24 protein-coding genes and 1 pseudogene are annotated in these 22,816 nt (G+C 42.8%); 24 read left to right on the top strand and 1 reads right to left on the bottom strand.

Annotation, left to right across the window (positions count from 1 at the left end; translation table 11 throughout):
- The coding region (locus FJU10_RS17255; RefSeq protein ID WP_140966520.1) for a hypothetical protein at positions 1–275 on the bottom strand (275 nt) is incomplete at its 3' end.
- 672 nt (positions 276–947) lie between these two features.
- Between FJU10_RS17255 and FJU10_RS17250 the strand changes: the two genes are divergently transcribed.
- The 24 genes and pseudogenes from FJU10_RS17250 to FJU10_RS17135 all read left to right on the top strand — a co-directional run bounded on the left by FJU10_RS17250 (position 948) and on the right by FJU10_RS17135 (position 22,808).
- On the top strand, positions 948–1,127 hold the full coding sequence (locus FJU10_RS17250) for a hypothetical protein (protein ID WP_140966519.1): 180 nt from the start codon (positions 948–950) through the stop codon (positions 1,125–1,127).
- Between the two features lie 42 nt (positions 1,128–1,169).
- Positions 1,170–2,441 (top strand): site-specific DNA-methyltransferase, encoded by a 1,272-nt coding sequence (locus tag FJU10_RS17245; protein ID WP_140966518.1) that lies wholly within the window; start codon positions 1,170–1,172, stop codon positions 2,439–2,441.
- A gap of 193 nt (positions 2,442–2,634) precedes the next feature.
- A complete protein-coding gene (locus FJU10_RS17240; protein WP_140966517.1) occupies positions 2,635–2,841 on the top strand; it encodes a hypothetical protein in 207 nt (68 codons plus the stop codon).
- 46 nt (positions 2,842–2,887) lie between these two features.
- Positions 2,888–3,796 (top strand): phage terminase small subunit, encoded by a 909-nt coding sequence (gene terS, locus FJU10_RS17235; protein ID WP_140966516.1) that lies wholly within the window; start codon positions 2,888–2,890, stop codon positions 3,794–3,796.
- Positions 3,771–5,065: pseudogene (locus FJU10_RS17230) on the top strand (PBSX family phage terminase large subunit). The gene terS and the pseudogene FJU10_RS17230 overlap by 26 nt, the downstream one beginning before the upstream one ends.
- 15 nt (positions 5,066–5,080) lie before the next feature.
- Complete coding sequence (locus FJU10_RS17225) at positions 5,081–6,619, top strand: phage portal protein (RefSeq protein ID WP_140966515.1); 1,539 nt, start codon at positions 5,081–5,083, stop codon at positions 6,617–6,619.
- 4 nt (positions 6,620–6,623) lie between these two features.
- On the top strand, positions 6,624–7,772 hold the full coding sequence (locus FJU10_RS17220; RefSeq protein WP_140966514.1) for a phage minor capsid protein: 1,149 nt from the start codon (positions 6,624–6,626) through the stop codon (positions 7,770–7,772).
- Between the two features lie 109 nt (positions 7,773–7,881).
- Positions 7,882–8,103 (top strand): type II toxin-antitoxin system RelB family antitoxin, encoded by a 222-nt coding sequence (gene relB / locus FJU10_RS17215; RefSeq protein WP_140966513.1) that lies wholly within the window; start codon positions 7,882–7,884, stop codon positions 8,101–8,103.
- Between the two features lie 3 nt (positions 8,104–8,106).
- Positions 8,107–8,373, top strand: a complete 267-nt coding sequence (locus FJU10_RS17210) for a type II toxin-antitoxin system RelE family toxin (protein ID WP_140966512.1) — start codon at positions 8,107–8,109, stop codon at positions 8,371–8,373.
- Positions 8,374–8,726: 353 nt separating this feature from the next.
- Complete coding sequence (locus tag FJU10_RS17205) at positions 8,727–9,317, top strand: phage scaffolding protein (protein WP_140966511.1); 591 nt, start codon at positions 8,727–8,729, stop codon at positions 9,315–9,317.
- A gap of 13 nt (positions 9,318–9,330) precedes the next feature.
- Positions 9,331–10,218, top strand: a complete 888-nt coding sequence (locus FJU10_RS17200) for a capsid protein (protein WP_140966510.1) — start codon at positions 9,331–9,333, stop codon at positions 10,216–10,218.
- A 56-nt stretch (positions 10,219–10,274) separates the two neighbouring features.
- Positions 10,275–10,379, top strand: coding sequence for a HeH/LEM domain-containing protein (locus FJU10_RS17195; RefSeq protein WP_140966509.1), 105 nt, complete (start codon positions 10,275–10,277; stop codon positions 10,377–10,379).
- 31 nt (positions 10,380–10,410) lie between these two features.
- Positions 10,411–10,818 (top strand): hypothetical protein, encoded by a 408-nt coding sequence (locus FJU10_RS17190; RefSeq protein ID WP_223273123.1) that lies wholly within the window; start codon positions 10,411–10,413, stop codon positions 10,816–10,818.
- Complete coding sequence (locus tag FJU10_RS17185; protein WP_140966508.1) at positions 10,815–11,156, top strand: putative minor capsid protein; 342 nt, start codon at positions 10,815–10,817, stop codon at positions 11,154–11,156. The genes FJU10_RS17190 and FJU10_RS17185 overlap by 4 nt, the downstream gene beginning before the upstream one ends.
- Complete coding sequence (locus tag FJU10_RS17180; protein WP_140966507.1) at positions 11,156–11,524, top strand: minor capsid protein; 369 nt, start codon at positions 11,156–11,158, stop codon at positions 11,522–11,524. Before FJU10_RS17185 ends, FJU10_RS17180 begins: the two co-directional genes overlap by 1 nt.
- A complete protein-coding gene (locus FJU10_RS17175; RefSeq protein ID WP_140966506.1) occupies positions 11,524–11,904 on the top strand; it encodes a minor capsid protein in 381 nt (126 codons plus the stop codon). The genes FJU10_RS17180 and FJU10_RS17175 overlap by 1 nt, the downstream gene beginning before the upstream one ends.
- 14 nt (positions 11,905–11,918) lie before the next feature.
- The gene (locus FJU10_RS17170) at positions 11,919–12,401 is read left to right on the top strand and encodes a phage tail tube protein (RefSeq protein ID WP_140966505.1); all 483 of its coding nucleotides are present in this window, start codon (positions 11,919–11,921) and stop codon (positions 12,399–12,401) included.
- Between the two features lie 51 nt (positions 12,402–12,452).
- Entirely contained in the window at positions 12,453–12,656 is a 204-nt protein-coding gene (locus tag FJU10_RS17165) for a hypothetical protein (protein WP_140966504.1), read from the top strand.
- Positions 12,657–12,819: 163 nt separating this feature from the next.
- Complete coding sequence (locus tag FJU10_RS17160; RefSeq protein ID WP_189372386.1) at positions 12,820–13,212, top strand: hypothetical protein; 393 nt, start codon at positions 12,820–12,822, stop codon at positions 13,210–13,212.
- A 4-nt stretch (positions 13,213–13,216) separates the two neighbouring features.
- A complete protein-coding gene (locus FJU10_RS17155; protein WP_140966503.1) occupies positions 13,217–13,795 on the top strand; it encodes a Gp15 family bacteriophage protein in 579 nt (192 codons plus the stop codon).
- Entirely contained in the window at positions 13,782–18,500 is a 4,719-nt protein-coding gene (locus tag FJU10_RS17150; RefSeq protein WP_140966502.1) for a tape measure protein, read from the top strand. The genes FJU10_RS17155 and FJU10_RS17150 overlap by 14 nt, the downstream gene beginning before the upstream one ends.
- Positions 18,497–19,252: a distal tail protein Dit gene (locus FJU10_RS17145; protein ID WP_140966501.1), complete on the top strand. Its 756-nt coding sequence runs from the start codon at positions 18,497–18,499 to the stop codon at positions 19,250–19,252. Before FJU10_RS17150 ends, FJU10_RS17145 begins: the two co-directional genes overlap by 4 nt.
- Positions 19,249–21,465 carry a phage tail spike protein gene (locus FJU10_RS17140; RefSeq protein WP_140966500.1) on the top strand — a complete coding sequence of 739 codons (2,217 nt, stop codon included), beginning with the start codon at positions 19,249–19,251 and terminating at the stop codon, positions 21,463–21,465. The genes FJU10_RS17145 and FJU10_RS17140 overlap by 4 nt, the downstream gene beginning before the upstream one ends.
- Positions 21,462–22,808 (top strand): BppU family phage baseplate upper protein, encoded by a 1,347-nt coding sequence (locus FJU10_RS17135; protein ID WP_140966499.1) that lies wholly within the window; start codon positions 21,462–21,464, stop codon positions 22,806–22,808. Before FJU10_RS17140 ends, FJU10_RS17135 begins: the two co-directional genes overlap by 4 nt.
- Positions 22,809–22,816 lie beyond the last annotated feature (8 nt).

The following is a 22,816-nucleotide window of genomic DNA, read 5'->3' as shown; positions in this document are numbered from 1 at the left end:
ATAAAGAACATTTTTCCATGTTTTTTATCATCCGATTTATTTGTAATTTTAGGTTGGATTTTACGAAGTTTCCATTCAGCTCGGGACATATCTAACCAAAGATTTTTATTGTTAATAATTAATTGAAGTAATTCATTATTGTTTTTTAAGGAACGGTAATCAATGGTTTCGTTTTTGATAAGAATAGTTATTAAACTATTCAAATTATTTGAATTTTTAATGTAGTTACTATACATTAATAAATTTCGTTCTTTTTTATCAATCAGATTTGCCAAAATAACACCCCCATATAATAAAGAATTATACCAAAAATGAAAGTTATTAAAAAGAAAATCAATAAATTTATACAGGATATCAGTCACTCATACTCATAAAGAATGAATAGATAGTCTGTGGCGACGATAAAAGTTAGTTTGATTTGGGGTTTAGTTTAGGTTGAAATAAAAATGGAGCAGTTTAAAATCAGTCAGATTGCTAATCAATGAAATTTCGAAAGCAGCAAGTAGTTGTTAAAGCAATGGTATCTCCAAATACAAACATGAAATAAATAAAAGAATTTACTTGTGATGAAGGGCATATCTACGACACATCAATCGATACATATTATATTAGAACTCTAGAGGGATATATGAAGAATACCTCGGGGAATTATATTATTAAAGGTGTTGCGGATGAACTTTATCCATGCAAATCGAAAATCTTTCATCAAACCTATGAAGTATATGGTGAAAAAATAACCACCGAGAGCTAGGAACTCGGTGGTTAGGCAGGTTGATTTGTATTTAGTGCATTCATCATGAAAGGTTCTTCTGCTGATTTTAGTATAACATAATTTTCAATTTTTTTTATCTCACATCAAATTCATAAGATACTAATCAATCCTTTTAACACATGATCTGCTTATCAGAGTTAACATGTTACCAACATAAACGAAGGGATTTGATCAAATGAACGCATTACAATTGGCTACTAAAATCAAAAATAATCCAGAGTGGAGAAAAGCTTACGACTGTATTGCAAATGCTAAAAGTCACGACATTAAAATGAAAGCTTATCAAAACTTCGAAAAAAAGTTTGGCATTAATTTGAACGATTCCATTGGCATTTATGTGAAAGGATTTCTATAAAAGTCTCTTAAATCAGAGGCTTTTTTATTTTGGGAGGAAACTATGAATATATCAAAAATGAAACTAGTTGATCTGAAAGCTGCTGATTATAATCCTAGAATTGAATTAAAACCGGGTATGGAAGAGTACGAGAAATTGAAGCAGTCCATCTTAGAATTTGGATTTGTGGATCCACCGATCTTTAACATACAGACTGGCAACCTCGTAGGAGGTCACCAGCGCGTCGCTGTGGCTCGAGATTTGGGTCTATTTGAGGAGATAGAGGTATCGATCGTAGATTTACATCTTGAGAAGGAAAAAGCCCTCAATTTGGCTCTCAATAAGATTTCTGGCAGTTGGGATGAAGAGAAGTTAGCCCTTATCTTAAAAGAACTCGGAAAAGAAGAGATCGCTTTAACCGGTTTCGATTATGAAGAAGTCGAAGATTTAATTACTGCTTTTAATTACCAAGAAGACATTGATCAACCAATTGTTGAAGATGACTTTGACGTAAACCAATACATTGAAGATCATCCGGAACCTAAAACAAAGCGTGGCCAACTGTGGCAATTAGGCAATCATTTTTTGCTTTGCGGTGACTCGACAGATCAAACTGATGTTGATCGCCTAATGCAAGGAAATAAGGCGGATTTAGTTGTAACGGATCCGCCATATAATGTTGCTGTAAAGTCTAGCAATGAAGAACTAATGAATTCTGGTCGAGGTGAAATTCTCAATGATGATATGGTTCACGATGATTTTGTAGGGTTTTTAGAGCAAATCTTTCTGAATTACGCGAAACTGATGCATGATCAAGCGGCAATTTATGTCTTTCATGGGTCTTCGTATCAGCGTGAGTTTGAAAATGCGATGAATGCTGCAGAGATCGATGTACGAGCACAATGCATTTGGGTTAAAAACAACGCTACCTTTGGCTGGAGTCAGTATCGTTGGCAGCACGAACCAGTGTTTTATGCTTACAAGCGGAAACAGGCACCTGAATGGTATGGGGATCGAAAACAAACTACGGTCTGGAAAGATGACTTGATTCAAGATATTCCTGATGTGAGTGTTTGGCAGATCGCTAAGGACGACGCCATGAAGTATTATCATCCAACACAGAAGCCGCTATCTCTCATTGCAATTCCGGTGAGAAATAGCTCGAAACGTCAAGATATAGTTGTGGATCTCTTTGGAGGATCCGGAAGTACGTTAATGACTTGCGATCAATTGCAGCGAACGTGCTACACAATGGAGCTTGATCCGATTTTTTGTGATGTGATCATAGACCGATGGGAGAAAGCTACCGGAAAAACTGCAGTTTTAATAAACTAGGTTATAAAGCTCACTTTTGGGAACTTGCAACGAAGTCATTTGAAAGGAGCTTACTAATAAAAAAGAGGCCGGTGCGCTAACACCGACCCTTTCCACGAGGATCGCTCCCCGAAGATACAGAGAATGCCCACGCGTGGTCTTTCGATACCCTCTGTATCTTTTAGCATTCTAACAAATGCGGGGTGCCAAAACAATGGGAACACAAGATCGTGAAATGGAATATCTGATGCAAAAGGCTTTAGAAGAACAAGAATCAATCGATGAGTATAAAAAAATAATTCGGGTTGCTTTAGGAAAGTGGCTCAATAACTTACAATCTGGTGAAATAAAGCTAAATTCAATCAGCGATCTGAAAGTACTCATAGAAACGGACTTAATGCTAAAGCAAATTGAAAAATAGAAAAACGAAACTCAATTAAGAGTGACTGCGAGGTGGTGAGCATTGAATGCCTAGAAAAAGAGACCCTAGGCGCGATGAAGCATTTGAAATATTCAGGAAAGCCAACGGGGACATAAAGAACAGAGAGATAGCGCAGCAATTGAATGTGTCTGAAAAAACAGTTGGTTCGTGGAAATCAAAAGACAAATGGAGCCGAAAACTTAATGGAGTACTCCAATTAAATGAACGGAGTACTCCAAACAATAAAGGGAGTACTCCGAACAACCATGGGGCTCCACTAGGCAATCAAAACGCTGTTGGTAATAAAGGTAACAAGAATGCATCACCGCCTGAACGAAACAAAAATGCGTTGAAAACTGGAGAGTTTGAAACCATTTTTGAGGATTTTCTATCCGATGAAGAAAAGGAAATTTACTCAAGCTTGAGTGATGATCCTTTTTTTGTTTTGTCTGAAGAAATCAAGTTGTTGAAAATTAGACAACGTCGAATGATGCAACGAATTAAAGATGCTGAGGATGGTCTTAATCAGGAAGAAATTGAAAGATTGCAGCAGTTACGAAAGGTCAAAGAGCCGACAGTTGTTGACGGTAAAGTCGTTACTATTAAGCGAGAGATTCTAAAGGATGTGCAAGTATCAAGGAAGCAGTTTCGCAAAATAGATAATATCTTAGCTATTGAGGAGGCATTGACACGTATCAGTAACCAGCTGACAAAATCCATCAAGCAACTGAACGATTTGTCATTATCAGGTGGAAAAGCTGCATTATTGGAAGAACAAAAACGGAAGATGATCTTTGAAGCAGATATCCTTGAAAACAAAGCTGCTAAACTGGTACTTAAACAAGGTGAGCAAAGTAAAGTACAAGGCCTTATTGATATTGGCCAGGCGCTTATTGGTCCAATAGAAGTAGATGAGGAGAATGACACCAATGAATCAGTTGAAATTATCGACTAAGCAACAAGAGAATATTTTCCAATCACTCAAAGGGATTCGGATGGAACTGAACGAGGGTACGATTCGTTCTGGTAAGACCATGTCAGATGCACAAAAAATGGCATTAATTTACGCAGGACACCCCGATACCAATCATCTTGTACTCGCTTATAACCAAGAACAAGCTTACCGAATGTTTATGGATTGTGAAGGATTTGGACTTGAACATATTTTTGCCAGCTGTGCTGAGATTCGACACGATGAGCATGGTGACCACTTATGGATCAATCTTCCGACAGGAGAAAAGCGGATCTATTACAAAGGTGGCGGGAAAGTGAATGCTGTCGGTGCTATCACTGGAATGTCTTTTGGTACGGTCACTTTTTTAGAGTTTAATCTTTTAAATAAGGCGGTTATCGAAGAAGCTTTTCGTCGGACCAAGGCTTCTAGCTTTCGGTACCACCTTGCAGAACAAAACCCACCGGCTCCAAATCATCCAAATCTTGAAACGCTGAAACCGTTTATTGAAACAGGATCATTTAAATTCCGACACTGGAGGCCGCATGACAATCCCATCCTAACTAAAAAAGCTTTAAAAGAATGGGAAGCGGAGTGTAAAGTCTCGGAGTATCTATACAAACGTGACTGGCTGGGTGATCGTGTGATGCCCGAGGCGTGATCTATTCAATGTTTAACGAAGATGCCCATATGACAAAAGAAATTCTTGGCAAACCGGTAGAAGCGTTCTTCAGTGCCGATGGCGGTCAAAGCGATGCGACAACCTGTTCGTTAAATCTCGTTACATGGAAAGATGGAAAGTATTATCTCTACCGTATGTCCAACTTTTATCATAGCGGCGCTGATAGTGGCGTTACGAAAGCGATGAGTGAATATGCTAAAGAAATAAAGCAATTTATGGAATGGTGTTATAAAGAGTGGTCATGGTTGCCAAAGTACTCTAAGTTCTTTGTCGATCCAGCATGTAAGTCATTAAGTGAGGAGTTGCGTGTTTTGGGAATTATCACAACAAAAGCAGATAACAACTCAAAAGATAAAGTAGCCAGCAACGGCACTAAAATTGAAATAGGTATTGAGCGAATGCAAAGCGCCTTGTCAAAAGGACGCTTTTTTCTTTTCGATCATGAAGGCAACTATGGGCATTATTATTTCATCAAAGAACTAGGAATGTACGTTCGTAATGATAACGGCTACCCAGTTGACAAAAATAACCACGCCCTTGATGAATGTCGGTATGCAATTAATTACTTTACGAAACGCTATGTTTTATAGCTTGGAGGTGATCGAGTGTCGTTTTGGCAGAAATTAAAAAGAGTTTTTGGAAAGGGGGCGGTTACGATAGGCGCAAAAAAAGAGCTACAGAGTATTTTAGATCATCCCAAGATTCAAATGAGTCGTGAAGAGTATGATCGTATTCAAAATAGCTTGCTCTATTACCAAGGATACGCACATTGTGATTCAGATAAACGTGCAAAAGCGAATATCAACATGGCCCGTAAAGTTGCTTCTGAGTATGCGAAGGTAATGTTCAATGAACAGGCAGAGATTACGATTGGAAAAGATGAAAAATCTAACAAATATGATGAAGCCAGTACGTGGATACAATCTGTATTTCAACAGAATGACTTCAAACGAAATCTTAGCAAGTACCTTGAGCCAGCGATGGCACTTGGCGGTTTAGTAGTACGACCTTATTTTAATGACCAATCAGGAAAAATAGAGTTCTCTTGGGCGCTTCCCGATGCATTCTTTCCATTAGAGAGTAGTACTAATAAAATCAGTCAGTGTGCGATCGCATTCAAAACTATTAAAACTGAAGGATCTAAAACATTTTTTTACACACTTCTCGAGTTTCATGAGTGGATTGACGGAGAGTATTGGGTGCTCAATGAACTTTATGAAAGTGAGAAGCATCATGTTCTAGGAAGGCAAGTGTCTTTGGACACTTTGGATCAATATGCCGAGTTGGATCCATCGAGGCGAGGGGAAGAGATTGAACGACCTATTTTCTCTTATTTTAAAACCGCAGGCTTTAACAATATCCACCCTTATTCGCCACTGGGTGTTGGTGTTTACGATAACTGCAAACAGACACTTGATCGACTAAACACAGCTTTGAATGCATTTGATCATGAAATTGACGTTGGGAAGAGAAGAGCGGCCTTTCCTGAATCTATGCTGAACGGCGTTCCAGATAAAGGTACTGGCGAAATTAGATTAACTTTTGATAAAGATGATGATTTCTATGTAATTGTCCCCGGCACTAATCCTGATGAATTTAAAATCACTGATCTAACTCAAGATATTCGAACGGAACAATATATCGGGGCGATCAATCATCGCTTACGGCTTTTAGAAATGGAGGTCGGTCTATCAACTGGCACTTTCGTCTTTGATGGTCAAGGCATCCGATCAACCAACAAGACCGCAACTGAGGTAATAAGTGAAAACTCGCAAACGTATCAATCGAGGAACCAGCAAACAACTGAACTTGAAGAGTTTATTCGTGATGTTGTACTTGCCCTTTGTGAGCTTGGTCGAGCAACTGAAATTGATGACAAACCTTTGTTTAGTGGTGAATCTCCTAATCGCGAGGAAATTGGCGTTAACTTTGACGACGGAATCTTTTTGGATAAGAAATCCGAATCAGATTACTATCGTGAATTGAAAAATGATGGATTGATCCCTGGATGGTTAGCTATTTCGAAGATAATGAAAGTGCCAGAAAACGTTGCAAGAAAAATCTATATTCAAGCTCAGTTGGATGTGGTCGATGAAACTACTGGGAAAATACGTGATTCTGGATACGAAGACTTAGAGGAGTGATTGAATGACAATTACGCCAAAGCAATTAGAGATTGAGGCTTCTTACGTCCAAGATGCTTATATGGCGATGGAAGATGAAATCATGAAGATGCTTATCCGCCAGTTAAACATGTCGACAAGAACGCCGCTCACAGAAGACAACGCATTCCGGTGGAAGATTGAGAAGATACAGCAATTAAATTTGTTAAATCAGCAATCGCTGCAGCAGCTGGTAAACGAAACAAGTCAGTATTCTTATGATCAACTACGTAAGATCGTCGTGGACATGGGTTTTGAAGTCGTTTCTGATCTGGACAAAAATTTGTCTAAGCAAACAGGAAAAGAACCGCCTCCAAGGACTGAAATCGATAATGTGATGGAGTCATATTTCAACCAACAGTGGCGTGATCTCGACAACCATGTCAATCAAACGCTGATCGACACCAATTACCCTGACAATCCACTAGCTAAGATGTATCAGCAAGTTCTCAACGATACAGTGGCTAAAATCATAGGCGGTGCCAAAACGCCAAAGCAGGCACTTAGAGAATCGATCTATGCGATGGTGGAAAAAGGGGTGATGACGACCTTTATTGACAAGGCAGGTCGTGAATGGAGCATTGAGCGTTACGTCAGAATGGTTTTGAAATCCACCACACACCGAGTCTATCAGGATTTACGTCTTAAGCTAGGGTTAGAGCATGGCATCGTCACTGCTTTAATGAGTAGCCATATGGCTGCGAGACCAAACTGCGCGCATATTCAAGGGGGATGGGTGCTACTTGTTCGAACAGAGGATGCACCGGAAGAATTACGGCATATTGCATCGATCTATGATCATGGATACGGCGAACCTGATGGGACCCAAGGTATTAATTGTCGACATCGATTGTACATTCAAATTTATGATCCCGATTTAGATGTTCATATGAAGCAGTACGATCCCAAAGAAGCGATTGACAATGCGGACTTAGTTGCCAAGCAACGCCGTATGGAAGTCGCTATTCGTCGTGCCAAGAGGCAATTGAATGCTGCAACGACAATCAACAACAAAGACGATATCCAGCACTTCAAGCAGCTGATCAGACGCCGTCAAGGAGCACTGCGAGTATTTATCAATGAGTATGACCGCTTGTTACGTCGTGATTATTCAAGAGAACAAGTTTATTCATAGCAGAAATCACTTTGGGGGTTGAAATATTTGATGTAAGGCAGCCTTGTTTTTGTAATACAAACGTGTTACTATATGTGTAAGACATAGTTATTACAAGGGGAGGGAGAACATGTCTACAATCACATTTAGAGTTTCCGAGGAAGAAAAAGAATTTTTAGAAAAGATTTCTGAGTTTGAGAATGTTTCATTATCGGATTTTGTTCGCCAACAAGCCATCAAGGCTGCAGAGGATCTCGTTGATTACCAAACATATCGGGAATTGATGGAAGAGCACAAAAAGAAAGACGAAAGTATCTCACATGAACAAATGATGAAGGAACTGGGTCTGTAGTCTATGAGATTTAATGTTAGATACGAAAAGGAAGCTCAAAAGGCCCTGAAGAAAATGGACAAATTCCAAGCCAAAATTATTCTTAATTGGATTGAAAAAAATCTTGTTGGTTGTGAAGATCCCTATCAACATGGGAAAGGATTAACTGCAGATAAAAGTGGCCTTTGGCGGTACAGAGTTGGAAACTATCGAATATTGGCAGATGTTTCAAAAGAAGAAATAACCATCTTAGTTTTGAAAATAGGTCACAGAAAAGAAATATACAAATGAAGTCGCTAGCTTATGCTAACGGCTTTTTATTTCGCACAAAAATAGAAGGGGTGACACAATGAAGGATAAAACTACATTGAAGCTATCTGAAATCTTGCTCGCGTTTTATCAAATGGGACTTGCTATGAAGTACGAAAAGAAGCCGCCGGATAGGTGAAGGAGTTTGCAAATGGATGAAGATGAATTAGAAGAGTATTGGGGTTTTGAGGAATTGGGTTTGTTTAATAGTCTAGCATGCTAGGCTTTTTATTTTGTCCTGAATAAGACGTAAAACTGTTCCTTCTACCGAGTGAGCGGTATATCTCACACTCTAACTGGCACCAACCAGAATAAAAAGGAACGGAGAATGAGTCATGGAATGGATCAAAGAAATTTTAACAAAACACGTCGGAGAGGATGGGAAGTTTGATATAGACGGGGCAACGAAGGAAATCAGGTCAGAGTTTCCAAAGAATGCTGTGCCGAAAGCTGATTTTAACGACAAGTCTCAAAAACTGAAAACAGTAAACGAGGATTTGACTGCCGCAAATGCGCTTGTTGAGCAGTTAAAAGCATCGAACAGTGGCAATGAAGATTTGCAAAAGCAAATTGATGACTATAAAAATCAGTTAGAAACCGTGACAGCTGAACGACTAGCAGATCGTAAGAACGCTGCGATCGAATTAGCTTTAACGCAAGCTGGGGCTAAGAATATTACAGCTGTGAAAGCTTTATTGAAGGCGGATGAGTTGGAAATGACTGACGAAGGTGTCAAGGGACTAAATGATAAAGTAGCTGCATTGAAAAAAGATGAAGGATATTTGTTTCAAACGAATGATCCTACACCGCAGCCAAAGAAAAAGCAATTTGTTGCTGCTGGGAATACAGGTGGTGGCGAACCACCTAAAGAAAAAAGCTGGAAAGATAATCTAGCCGAGAATATCGCAAAAACAAAAAATAAATAGGAGAGTGGTTTAAATGCCAGTAATTTTAGACAGTAAAGATTTAGCGAAAATCGACAAGGAATTTGCTGCCGAGTCGCAAGTATGGGAAGTATTGACGCAAGGGGCAAAAGATATCACAGAAGAGGATTTTGTGGGAACTCATGAAGTACGTGTAAATGAAATGCAAGGATTTACTGCTGCTGATTATAAGCGGAATAAAGAGAACGAACGGAACAATATCTCAGTTGAGAAATCAACTTTAAAATTGGAAAAGGAACGCTGGATGGGCTACGATATGGATCGTTTGGATCAATCGGAAAATGCGGCGTATCAAGTAGGTGCTGTCATTGAAGAACACACCCGATTGGTTACGATTCCTGAGAAAGATCAAACCGCTGTTGCTCGTTTACTTGAAGCCGGATTTGATAATTCTGACAATGTTTACAAAGGAAAAACGGTCAAAGAAACAATCACTAAATCTAACATTTTAGATAGTTTTGATGATGCTGAGGCGTACATGACTGATACAGAAGTCATTGGTCAATTTGTGGCGTTTATGTCTAGTGATGCATACAAAGCATTGAAGAATGCAGATGGTGTCTCTAAGACTTTTACTACCAATACTGTTCAATTCAACGGTATCGATCGACGTGTTGAAATGCTCGACGGCACGAATATCATCATCCAAAAGGTTGCTAAGAATCGGCTGCAGGTCGATGAAGACAAGCATGTTAACTTCATTATGACACCTATTACCGTTGCTAAGCCAATCGAGAAGTACAATACGATTGATTTGGTCCCTGCTGACCAGGATCGTGGCGGTTATCGTGACACCATCAAAGGGTTGGATTATTACGATTGCTTGGTACTTAAGAAAGCACGTCCAGCAATCTATATCTCTTATGATGACCCAAAAGCCTAACCCCGGAAGAACCGGGGAATCCTGACGTAAATGGTAAGACTATCGACATCGATGACATGAAGGTTGATGAGCTTAAAGCTGAGTTGGATCAGCTTGGCATTGAGTACCCATCAGCTGCCAAGAAACCAGAATTAATTGAGTTGTTAAAAGAGAGTGAATAACCACTCTCTTTTTTTCATGGAGGTGAGGATGATGCAAGAGAAACAACCGTATTTGACGCTAGATGAATACAAGCAGCTGGTGGATGAAGACACACAACTGACAGAAAAAGAATTCAAAAAGCTGTTGCGAAAAGCGAGTTCGCTGTTTGATGTCCATACCAGAAGGTTTTATCAGCGCAATGAGCTAACATCTGACCTTCCGATGCGGCGGGATGCGTTCAAACTGGCTATTGCTTATCAGATCGAATACATGGAAGAAGCTGAAGCCACCACCACTTACGGCATGCAAGAGCCAGACAGTTGGTCCATTGGTCGAATGAGTGTCACCACAAGCGCTAGAAGCGCCTCAGGTCAAACGAAAGAAGCCAGTATCCTATGCCATGATTCCATGGTTGCTTTATCTGGCACAGGGCTCTTGTATCGTGGGGTGCGCAGATGAAGCTACGGGTGCCAAAGAAAAAGTATTTTCCACATTCGATCGATTATGAGAGCGTCATTGGACGCAATGAGCGAGGGAATCCACTATTTGGGGAACCGCAGACCTTGCCACATGTGCGTGTCGATTTCGCAGTGAGTTTTTCTCCCAGTGATCTGGATGGAAAAGTTGAGATCCCGAATGCCTTGATTACCGTTTTGAGAAAATACAACCCCGACATGCCAGCCTTTGAAGTTGGCCACAAAGTACTTTTCAAAGAAAAGATGTCCACCATTTCAAAGGTGATCCCATTGGAATCCGACACAGACCATCCTTTTGGGTATCAGTTGGAGGTGGTTTGATGGCAGGGATCAAGATTGAGATCGACCTATCTGGCGTGTATGAAAAATGCAGTGAAGAGAATTTCAATCGTGGACGGTTCAATATGGCCAACCGAATGCTTCAGACAATGAATGAGAATCACGTGCCAGAAGATACCACGCATTTGCGAGATAGTGGGTATGTGTCAGGCCTTGGTGATCAATTGGTGTGGGATGGTCCTTATGCGGGACCTCAGTACTACGGTGGACGTACAAACCACGTCACTGGCGCTTGGATTCCCTTTGTCAATTACACCACACCGGGCACTGGTCCTTATTGGGATGAAGCCTCTAAACCTATTTTCATCAACGATTGGCTACAGGCATTTAAGAAGGGAGCGAGATTGTAATGGATTTTATTGATCGTCTAAAAGAAGTGGCAGATGCCATGGACGTACCGATTATTATTTACACTCTTGATCAAACCGAATCCATTCGCTTGTCCTCACAAGCCGGTGGGCGAACGATTCGAAAATATCGCAATGGGGATGCGATCAAAGAATTACCGTTTGAATTTGTCTTTAAAACAGAAGACGACTTTGGTGATCGAACCATGAGTGAGTTGGCAGAGATGTTGGAAGAAGTCGAGGATTTACCCTCGAAAAATAATTCTTATCAGTTCATGGGTCTGACGATCGTCAATGAACCGTTCTTTGCAGGAAAAGACAAGCAGAACTATTTGTATTACCGTCTGGTGATCCAGGCGAAATTATATATCAAAAAAAATTAGGAGAGTGACAGAATATGATGCGCACAAACGTTGACAGTCAACATTTTATTGCCCCGTTCGTGGATGCGAACACCAAACCAAAAGAAAGTGATTGGATGAAAGTTGCAGCGGGTTTGACCAGTATTACTGATGGAACTGAAGAAACGAGTCAGGAACGGAATTATTTAGATGGTGAGCGTACGAATGCCATTACCGCCATTTCATGGGCTTATTCGTTTGCAGGAGATTTCAACCCGGATATTCCAGTACACGAATACATTGATTCGATTCGATTGAAAACGACGGGTGGTCGGAAAGTCTGGTACCGGGTGATTCGTTCAGACATGAAGAAGCAATGGGAAGGCCATGCGACCGTCTCTGAGATTAAGGTCGCAGATGGAGAAGCAGATGATTTAGAATCCCTTGAATTTAAGGTGCGCTATGACCATATCCCAGAAGAGAGTACCCCAGGAGCGACTCTGGCAAAAGCTGCAGAGACAAAGAATACCACTAAGTAAGAGGTGCTTCGGCGCCTCTTTTTACATACAAATGAATTGGAGGAAATTAAGTTGGAAAAACGAACAGCATTAGCGATAGGTATTGAATTGGAAGGAATGGACGAAGCAATCAAGAAAGCGGAGCGCTATGTCGAATTATTGAAAGAAGCCAACACCTTGGCGCAAGAATTGGCTTCTTTTCGACCAGAAATCATTTTAGGCGAAACTCAGTTGTATCAAAACGTTGCTTGCAAATCGGGCAGTACTCGTCGGTAGAACGAATATTGATAGATGATTCGCAAGAAGGACAAGTTATCGCGGCTCCTTGAGTGGCGATAATTTCATTTGCCTTATCTTTTATTAGCTTTTCTAGATCCATTAGATTCACCTCCCTTCACTGGGAATTATAGCAAACAAAATCGTATTGGAGGAAACTAGGATGGTAAAAATCGCAGTAAAGTCAACCAAGCTACCCATTGAGATTGGGGAGCACACCTTTCATGTGGACGTGACAGAAGAAGGAAAAGATCGGTTTTTCAAAATCATTGAGGGCTACGCGGCCAAAACAACAAAAAGTATCGAGAAATTTCAAAAAGGCACGATCAAGGCAGAAACCTCCGATAAACAATGCCAAAAAGCATTAGAAGAGGTTTTGGATGAGTTGTTAGGTGCAGAGGCATTTAAAAAGCTATTCGCGCTTACCCCAGACCACAACTTGATCAGTGAATACTATGTAGAAATTTGCGGGGCTATTTCCGAAGAATTCAATAATCGGGGTTATCAGAGTTTAGAGAATTTACAAAATCGTTTTGATGCCTATTTAAAAGGGTAAGCCAATGAAACTCCACTATCGTTTAGAAGAAACCGTGGAGATCGATGGGCAAACGTATCCGCTTCACTTGTCTTTTGATGTTGTTTTGCGCCTCTTCGATGTATTGAAAGACCTGGAGCTATCGGAGCCTGAAAAAGTCATCTTAGGATTGAATCTCCTATTGGGTGTGTCGTTCTTATTGGACTTTGATACCCAGTATGAGATTTTTTCTACGCTACTAAAGACTTTTGAGCTGTGGAAAGAGCCTAAACCAAGGTACGACATGGAGGGAAATGAATTAAAGCCGAAGCTTCAAAAAGGCCTCGAGCATTTTTCTTTTTTACACGATGCGGATTACATCTATGCCGGTTTTTATCAAGCGTACGGTATTGATTTGATGGAAGAACACGGGAAATTACGCTGGGAAAAATTCATTGCTTTGTTTAATGGGTTACCAGAAGATACCTTGTTCAAAGGCATCATTGATATTCGTAAACGGCCCTTACCTAAAGGTAAACATGCCAAAGAAGCCAAGAAAGAATTAGAAAAAGCCAAAGAATATTACGCACTGCCGGGAGAAGGTGAAAAAGATGAGCAGAACTGATGGACGAGTAACGATTGATATTATCGTCAATGGTCAACACGTGACCAGAGAAATTGATGCGGTTGAAAAAGGATTTGCCCATTTGGGTCGAAACGCCGATGAGGTCATGAAAAAAGTCGGAAAAGACATGGGGCGAAATTCAGAAGCGGGTGCCAAAGATGCGAATAAAGCGGTGGATTCTGTGGATAAGACGGTGGCAGATCTAGGCAAAACCACCGAATCTGCCACCGCAAAAGCGGGAAAGTCGATTAGTGATAACTTCGATGCTGGTGCCAAAGGAGCCAATCAAGCAACGGATAGTATCACTAAAGGCATCGTTGCCCTGACCGCTACCACAAGCACCGAGTTAGTCAAATCAGGGCGGATCATGGGGGAATCCTTTGAGTCAGGCGCCAAGAGTGCCAGCCAGTCAAACGACAGCGTGGTCAAATCTGTCGCAAGTCTCGTTTCATCTGTTGAGTCTTCAACACCAGCTATGGGGAGAAGCATTGGTGATTCTTTTCTAGCTGGTGCCAAAGATGCAAGCTCCGCTTCTGAAAGTATTGTGAAATCCGTTTCCAATATGACCGGCGCTGTCGAGCTCGCTTTGCCTGGATTAGGTGGCTCAATTAGTGAGCCATTTGTTATAGGCGCAAAACAAGCCACAACATCCATGGACGTGATCAAGAAATCAGCCGCAAAAATGGTGCCTGAGGTGGAGCTTGCGGCAACGACTGCAGGTAACGGCTTATCTCGGCATTTAGAAGTAGCGGGTAAAGACGGCGCCCGAGCAATTGCCGATGCAGTAGCGATCATGAAGAAGGATTTAGGTAGTCTGGGGGATGCGGCAGAACAAACCAGTAGTAAGCTCACGGCCTCCTTCCAACAGCCTGAACCCAAGGCAAATCTCCTGACGGGCACGGTTGGTAAATTAAGTGCCGCTATGTTGATCACCAAAGGTGCCACAACGGCTCTATCCATGGCTAAAGGATCATTGGACGGAGCTTTCAGCCGTATTGATACCTTAAATAACTTTGAAAACACGATGACCCGTTTAACCGGAAGTTCCGAGGAAGCCGCTACAGGGATGGAAGGTGTCCGAGATGTCGTAGTTGGGACGAACTACATGCTGGATAGTGCCGCTCAAACTGTTCAACGGCTAGTTTTGCAAAACGGCTCACTGGAACAATCGACTAAGAGTTATCAAATCTGGGGAGATGCAGTCGCCATGTATGGGAATGGTTCTGCAGAAACAATGGACAACGTGATGGATGCCATGATTCAAATGCGAGCTACCGGTACCGTGAACATGGCACAAATGGATCGAATGGTCCGACGTGGGGTTGATCCTTGGAAGATCTATGAAGATGCAACGAGTATGAGCATGCAAACGATTCGCAATGCCTTACGCGATGGTGAAATCAGTGCCAATGAATTCTTTGATACGGTTGAACATGCCTTACGAGAAGGTGGGAATGAATTTACCTCAGTTTCAGGCATGGCGCAACAAGCCGGAGATACCTGGGCAGGGTCGTTTGCCAATATGGCGACTGCCACAAGCCGTGGAACTGCGAATATCATTACTGCAATGGATGACGCATTTGCCGAGACACGTTTTGGATCAATGAAGGAAAATGTTCAAGGATTTGGGAAAACTTTCGAAGGTGCACTGAATGGAGTCGCTGGTGTGATTCCTCCGGTTGTTTCGGCTGTCGATACATTGGTGGGCGGAATTGTTGGTCTAACACAAGTTTCTCCAATTGCCAATGGGGCGATTATTGCGTTAACAGCTGGAATCACTGGGTATATGCTCGTTAAAAAAGCAGAACTCTATACACGAGGGTTTATCACCTCAATCAAAACCCTAACAGGTGCGAAAACCGCCGCTACTGCAGTGACGAAAACCGCGTCAGCTGCAGAAACGGCTCATATGAGTAAGGTTGCCGCCTCAAAGGCAGTCCTAGCAGGATCAGCCGCAGGGACAAAGGCCTATACCTTGGCAGTAGCTGGACTGACCGCCGCGAAAACCGCACTGAAGATAGTAATTAATCCAATTGGCGGGATATTAACAGGGCTGGCTGCAGGTGCTGTATGGTTAGCGAAAAAATGGAATGATAGCCGAAAATCAGCCAAAGAGTTAGCTAGTGAGTTAGACAACTTGACCGATGATTTGGAAAGTGTCGGAAAATCCACTGAGTCAAGCACCAAAGAATTTGAAGCACAAGCCAAAGTCATTGAGTCAAACACAGAAAGAAACAAAGATCTAGCAGCTGAATTACAGCGACTTTCTGAAGCAGAAAACCAATCTGCGGCAGACAAGCAAATGATGATGGACACTGTCGAGGAGTTGAACAGCTCTGTTGCTGGGCTGAACCTCACTTACGATGAGGAAACCGGGCTTCTAAGTGCAACGACCGAAGAGATCAATAAGCGGATCGAAGCCTCGAAGGGCATGGATGAGGTTAGTCGCTTGTCGGAGCGCCAAAATCAACTGAGCCAAGAATCGGCAGAAATCGAAGCAAAATTAAAAGAAGTGGCTAAAGAACGCGCCATGATCGAGTATGATGCGGCGGTTTCTGGGGTAGATGGCAAGAAAGCTGTGAAAGAAGCTTCTGAAGCGTTATCTGCCAAAGAAGAAGAACTACAAGAACTATTAAAAAACAATCAGGCAGAAAAAGAAGGCCTTTACGCCGATGAGATGGCTTTAAGGGAACAAGTTGCCGCAACTACAACTGAAGCAAACCGACTGATGATTGATTCGTACAATCATTTATCTGATTCTCAAAAAGAATCCCTCAACTCGATGAATGAGATGTACAAAAAGCTGGTTGAGCAATCGACGAATGCCTTTGAGACTATTGAACAAAATGAGGCGATCAGCCTTGACAAGATGGTCGATAACCTCAAGAAAAATGCGCAAGCGATGGATGACTGGTCAACAAATGTTGCAAAATTGGCAGAGCGCGGCGTTGATGACGGACTTATTATGCAGCTTGAGAAAATGGGACCTGCAGGTGCAAAACAAGCTGCTTTACTCGTCAATGCGACAGATGAAGAACTCAAAAAATTAAACGATGCGATGGCATCAACAACAGAACAAGCCCTGAGAAGTACAGCGCAGATCGCTGATGAGGAAACAGATGTTGTTGCTGAAAAGCTTGCTTTGATTCCTGAAAAGGCAGAGATCTCCTTACGAACGGAATTTGAAGGACGTGATTTCGCCCAGTGGGGAAAATATCCGGTTGATGAAGTTGCCAAAGGGCTAGAAGAAGGCGAAGAACAAGTCGCTGAAGCGGCAGAAAATGTTGCGCAAGTCCCTGGGCAAGTGATTGAAGAAACAATTGCTGAAACGGACTATTCGAAGGTCATGGATCCGCTTGCCAAAGGAACGTCAGATGGCATCTTGGCGGGGATTGAATCTGTTGGTGATGCGTCACGAGAACTAGCTGAAACACCTGAGAGGCTGTTTGGCGAAGTGATCGACCAGGATGTTTTTGCGACACACGGGGAAACACCTGGAAAGGGCTATGTCGAGGGGATTGACCGAAGCAAAGCTGCCGTTGAGGCAAGTGCAGCCGAATTGTCTGGTGTCCCTCAAGAAGTTTTTGAAAAAGAAATGGATCCTAATCGGTTTGAGCCCTTTGGCACCAGTCTTGGCCAAGGGCTAGAAATCGGCATTGACAAATCAACCCCAGGTGTCGAAAAAGCTACGAAAAACATGGCGGAACAGGTAAACAAATCTTTTCGGTCGGTCAATCAAATCAATTCTCCTTCAGGATTGTATCGGAAATACGGCGGCAATATTACCGAAGGTTTAGCCCAAGGGATTACCCGCTCAAAAGATGCGCCTGTTCGTGCATTGACGACCTTAGTTAGAGAGATGCAGCGAGTGATGGAGCGAGAGCTGTCTAGCCAAAAAATGGCTACAACGATCGGTCGTGAGATGACTGCTGGGATTTCTAGTGGGATTGACACGGGACGTCCGCAAGTTATCGCTTCCGTTTCTCAGATGACCAATCAAATGGTTCGAGAAGCAGACACTGGCGGGCACAATTTTGTTCGTTCCTTTACGGATACGACTAGACAAGTGGATCGAGCGTTACAGCCATTGCCACGTATGGCACAAGCCGCGATGGCGATTTTGACCCGAGAGTTTGAAGCAGGTTCTCGACAATCTGCACAAGTCATGAACAGAGGCGCACAACAAATTGTCCAATCGATGCAGTCTTTGCCAAACAGTTTTCAGATGATAGGGCAAAATGCCATGATCGGATTAAACAACGGTTTGGTGGCTGGCTCGAATCGTGTGATGGCTACCGCAAACACAATCGCCAATAATGTTGCACGTACCATGCAGCGGGCACTCAGAATCAACTCGCCTTCAAAGGTGATGGAACTGGATGTCGGGCGCTGGATACCTGCTGGGATTGGTGAAGGAATCGAACGATTCAAACACTTGGCGCTCGATTCGATCGAATCCTTAGGCAACCAATTGGTTTTACCAAGAATCAATGCCGAACAACTCGCATTTTCAGGAAGTGGGGGGATGACCCTTGCAGGATCTTCGTCACAGGTGATTGAAAACAATCAAACGGTGCACCACTCGCCACAAGTAACCATTCATATGCATGATGTGAGTGTTTCAGGAGACCGAGAAGAGCTTGAAGAGCTAGGGGAACAACTTGCGCTAGAAACACAACGTGCCTTAAGGAGGGACCTCAATTGACTCAAGAACCACAGTTTATCTGGAATGGCGTCAGCTCTTTGCGCTACCACATACGACTTTTAGAGGGCTTGGATTATACAGTACCCGAAGAGGTCCTGCAGTTTGAAGAGATCGCTGGTAGACAAGGGGCAATCCCTTACAGTGAAGAGCGGATGCGAGACATTCATAAACAGATACCGATTGAAATTGAAAAGCAAGCGGACCAAACCTTGCCACAACAATTACGCCAAATCATTCGTTGGCTACGAACCCCAAGAGGGTACACGAAATTGATTCTATCAACAAACCCAAATTATTATTACGAAGCCATTTGTCATGGTGGGTTTCAAACGACCAATGAAACAGCCTCTTGGGTTGATACGTCGTTGCCGTTTCGATGTAAGCCGGTTATGTATCGCTTAGATGGGGATTTGTCAAGAGCTGTTACCGATGGGCAGGTTTTGACAAATCCTGAGAGTGAGCCTGCGCTACCGATCATTACCTTTCGATTTAGTGGGACCGCAGATGGTACTTTGACTGTTAACGGTCGACAGTATCGCTTTGCCCGAACAATTGGTGCGGGTCTGATCACCTTAGACAGTGAGAAAGGGATTGCCTATCGAGAGGGGCAGGTCAATATTTCCAATCAAGTCTTTGTTCAAACAGATGGCTATCGACCGCCGGTCTTGGAGCCAGGAGACAACACGATTCGATTTACTACCCAACTGACCAATGTACAAATTACCCCAAGATGGAGGGCGATCGCCTTATGAGTGAAGCTATTTTATACCCGCCAAGTGCGACTGATTTCACCACACTGGGCATTGGCCCATTACTGGACGCAAAATACGTATTGGCTAGTCGGGGGCGTAATGAGACGCCAGAATTGACCTTTACGTACCCCGTCAATGGCCCGCTCTTTTCAGCAATAAAAACAGGCTGTCTCGTTGTGTGTGCTGTCGGCCCTAACTTACGATCGAAAAGCCAACGCTTTGAAATCACCGCGATCACGAAGCCGAAAGACGGCAAGGTGCAGATCTTTGCGGAGCACATTGTGGGTATTGCCCGAAAAACGATCCTTCAGCCCGGGGCACGTTTTACAGGGATTACCGCACAGCTAGCCTTGAATCAATGGATGAACCTTTTGGCGCCAAGACGTCCCTTTACAGTGTTTAGTGATGTCGGGACGCAAGCCTCGATTGATTTCTCAGAGATTGGGCACTTTGAACAGGCCTTAGAAGCCTTGGGAGGCAAACAAGGCTCAATTCTCCAGAACTTTGGTGGGGAATATGTTTTTGATAACTGGAACATCCGATTGATGACCAATGCTGGAAGAGAGTCTGGGGTCGTGATTGCTTATGGGAAGAACCTGACAAATCTTACACAAGAAAAAAGCATTGAGACCACCTATACCTCAGTTTACCCTTATGCCAAGGTCACAATCGATGAGGAAGAACGAGTATTGACATTGCCTGAGCTCTACGTCCACAGCAAGCATGTTGATCAGTACCCCAGTGTGTTGGCGCAGATGGTTGATTTTAGTGACCGAGAACCACAAAGCGTGGATGAATTGCGCACACTAGCAGAACAATTTGTGATCAATAATCAAGTGGGTGTACCGCGGGTGAATCTAAAAGTTTCTTATGCGGACCTGGCAAAAAGTGTGGATGATACGCAAATCCAACGCTTAGAAGAAGTAGAGCTGTGTGACACAGTCACAGTAGCGTTTAATCAATTGGACATCCAAGCCACCGCCAAAGTGATCAAAACGGTATGGGACGTCCGCAAAGAAGAATACCGAACGATTGAGCTTGGAGATGCCAGAAGCAATTTAAGCACGCCAATTCGTGACCAACAAAAAGATCGCGACCAAATCCAGCAAGAAATCGATTGGGTCAGACAGGCCCAGCGAGAAGCCACGGATATTTTAACCAATCCAGGAAAAGGGCATGTGGTGATTTATCCGTCCATTAAGGATCCACAAGAACTCTTGATCTTAGATACCACTGACATCAATACCGCCCGAAATGTGTGGCGGTGGAACATTGGTGGTCTTGGGTTTAGTCGAACAGGATTCAATGGCACCTATGAGTTGGCAATGACCAATAATGGCGCCATTGTGGCAGATCGAATTACCACTGGTACACTGCGTGCCATTCAGATTATTGGGGTGGCCATTACCGGAAGTAGTTTTGAGACTACTGGGTCGAATTCCCGGGTCTTATTACAGGCGGGAATGTTGTCTTCGTTTATGAACAATCTGCGGTTTATGGATCTGGATGGGTCGAGGTTGCGGTTCTTCCACACGAATGGTCAAACTGTTCTCGGGCAATTTCACCGTACACAAGATACACAGACGAATCGACAAGGGATCACGCTTAGTGCGGAACCTGGTACGATGCTAGGTCTTTCTGTCGGCGATGGTCAAGGGAATTATACGAGGCGTTTGATGGTTGCCCCAGGAAGCGATGCAGTTCACGTCTCAAATCTGGAAATGGGGACGGGGTTAAATAGTACGAGTTATGGGACGATTCGACGGGCGCAGCTCTCACGAGCCATTGTGCCAAATAGCGATAATTTTCAAGTGAATAACAATGTGGGACTAAATTTCTACTCTCCTTTAAACATGAATGGATTCAGTATTTTGAATGTGTCTGATATTCGGTTGAAAGAACATATTCGCCAAACAGAAGTAAAGGGAATCGAAGAAACAAAGCAACTCAACTTTGTCGATTTTGAATACAAACGTGATTACTTGAAGAATGAGGACCACTTATTACCTGAAGGGGAACAATTTGGCTTAGTGGCCCAATATTCATCGTTTCTTGCAAAACAAGCGCCTGGGGATCACTATTTAAAAATTGATATGAACAAGCAAGTGAACTTGAATACTAAAACAAATCAAGAGCTTATTTCTATTATCGAAGCACAAGAACTACGGCTACGACGATTAGAGGAAAAACTAGGAATGGAGGATGTCACATGATCACATTAAAATTTGATTTATCCAAACAAGATGCCGAATTACTGCCCCCGAATCCGATACTATACGGACGGATAGGAGACAAACAGTCACCCGAGGTGGAGATTCACCTGACGCAAAACGGCACGGTGATTGATTTGACGGGGCATACTTTGCAATTTGAGGGGATGACTGCAAGCGGTGCTCGGATAATTGATTCTGGAGGAATTAGCGCAACTGCCGCACAATTGCGTGAAGGTACGTTTCGTTATTCGTTTTCTGAACGAAGCTTTTCTTCGACGGGGCCTTTTCGATTAGCACACTTTTCAATCGTTCGAGGAACTGTAAGAAGAAGTACCAACGATTTCTCTCTTCAAGTACTGGGAACGGTTGACATGACCGCGCCAGAAGCGGAATCCATTTTAACGGAATACAACGAGCTGGTACGAAAACTTCAAGAAGAGTTTGATCGTGCGACGCAAGACTTAACCAGACAAGTCAATGACCTTGTGCAGGAACCTGCGTGGGATCGATTGAGAGAGATCCAGACACAATTGGAAGATATCGAACGCCAGGTCGAAGCCCTTGATTTTGATCAAATCGTGACCGACAAGATGAAAGAAATTGATCAGATGGTTGATCGACGATTACGAGACATTGAAGAAAAAATCAATGACATTGACCCAGTGACACTTACAGAGGTGAACCAAGAATTAGGTTCTTTAATTTTAGGAAAACCAATTGTTCATAATCAAGAGATGACCTTTGTAGGAAAAGTACCAGCGAGTGTGGTTGAGAATCCACATCGTGTCGTGTTTGGGAATAGCTCTTTAAGCGTGCTTCCGAATCCAGGACAAAATGCTCGATCAGAGGAATTTAGTCAAACTGACTACAGGAAGTTGAATGGATCTGATGACGAATTCGTTACAGTTGTTGGTCATAGATCAAATGAGGCGTTTGTTTCCTTTCAATGGAATATTTTAGAGGAGATACGGCGTCGCTATCCTTATTGGTTTACAGGAATTGAGAGAGAAGACGTTGCTATTTTACGTGGGATGTTTCAAAAAGTTACCTTAGAAATAGAGTGTTACGGAACGCCTCGGCTAAGACTTGCCCATTGGTCGGGGGCACAGTGGGTAGCAGACCCATTTATTGCGTCAAACGAACAAGTACTTACATTAACCAAAGAGGGCTCTTTAACCACATCTCCTTCTCCAGAGACAGGAATCCGCATAGATGGAACAGCGGCATTTGCTTTACTAGGAGATACTACAGTAAACAACCATCAAATCGGGGTTGGGAAAACGAGCTTGCAGGTCGAACTTGCGGTTTCTTTACCAGATTTGTATCAACGGCTTAATGCATAAGGAGGAAG

Source organism: Enterococcus sp. OL5 (assembly GCF_006491895.1).
Classification (GTDB): domain Bacteria; phylum Bacillota; class Bacilli; order Lactobacillales; family Enterococcaceae; genus Enterococcus_D; species Enterococcus_D innesii.
This window is presented reverse-complemented; position numbering and strand designations above follow the sequence as displayed.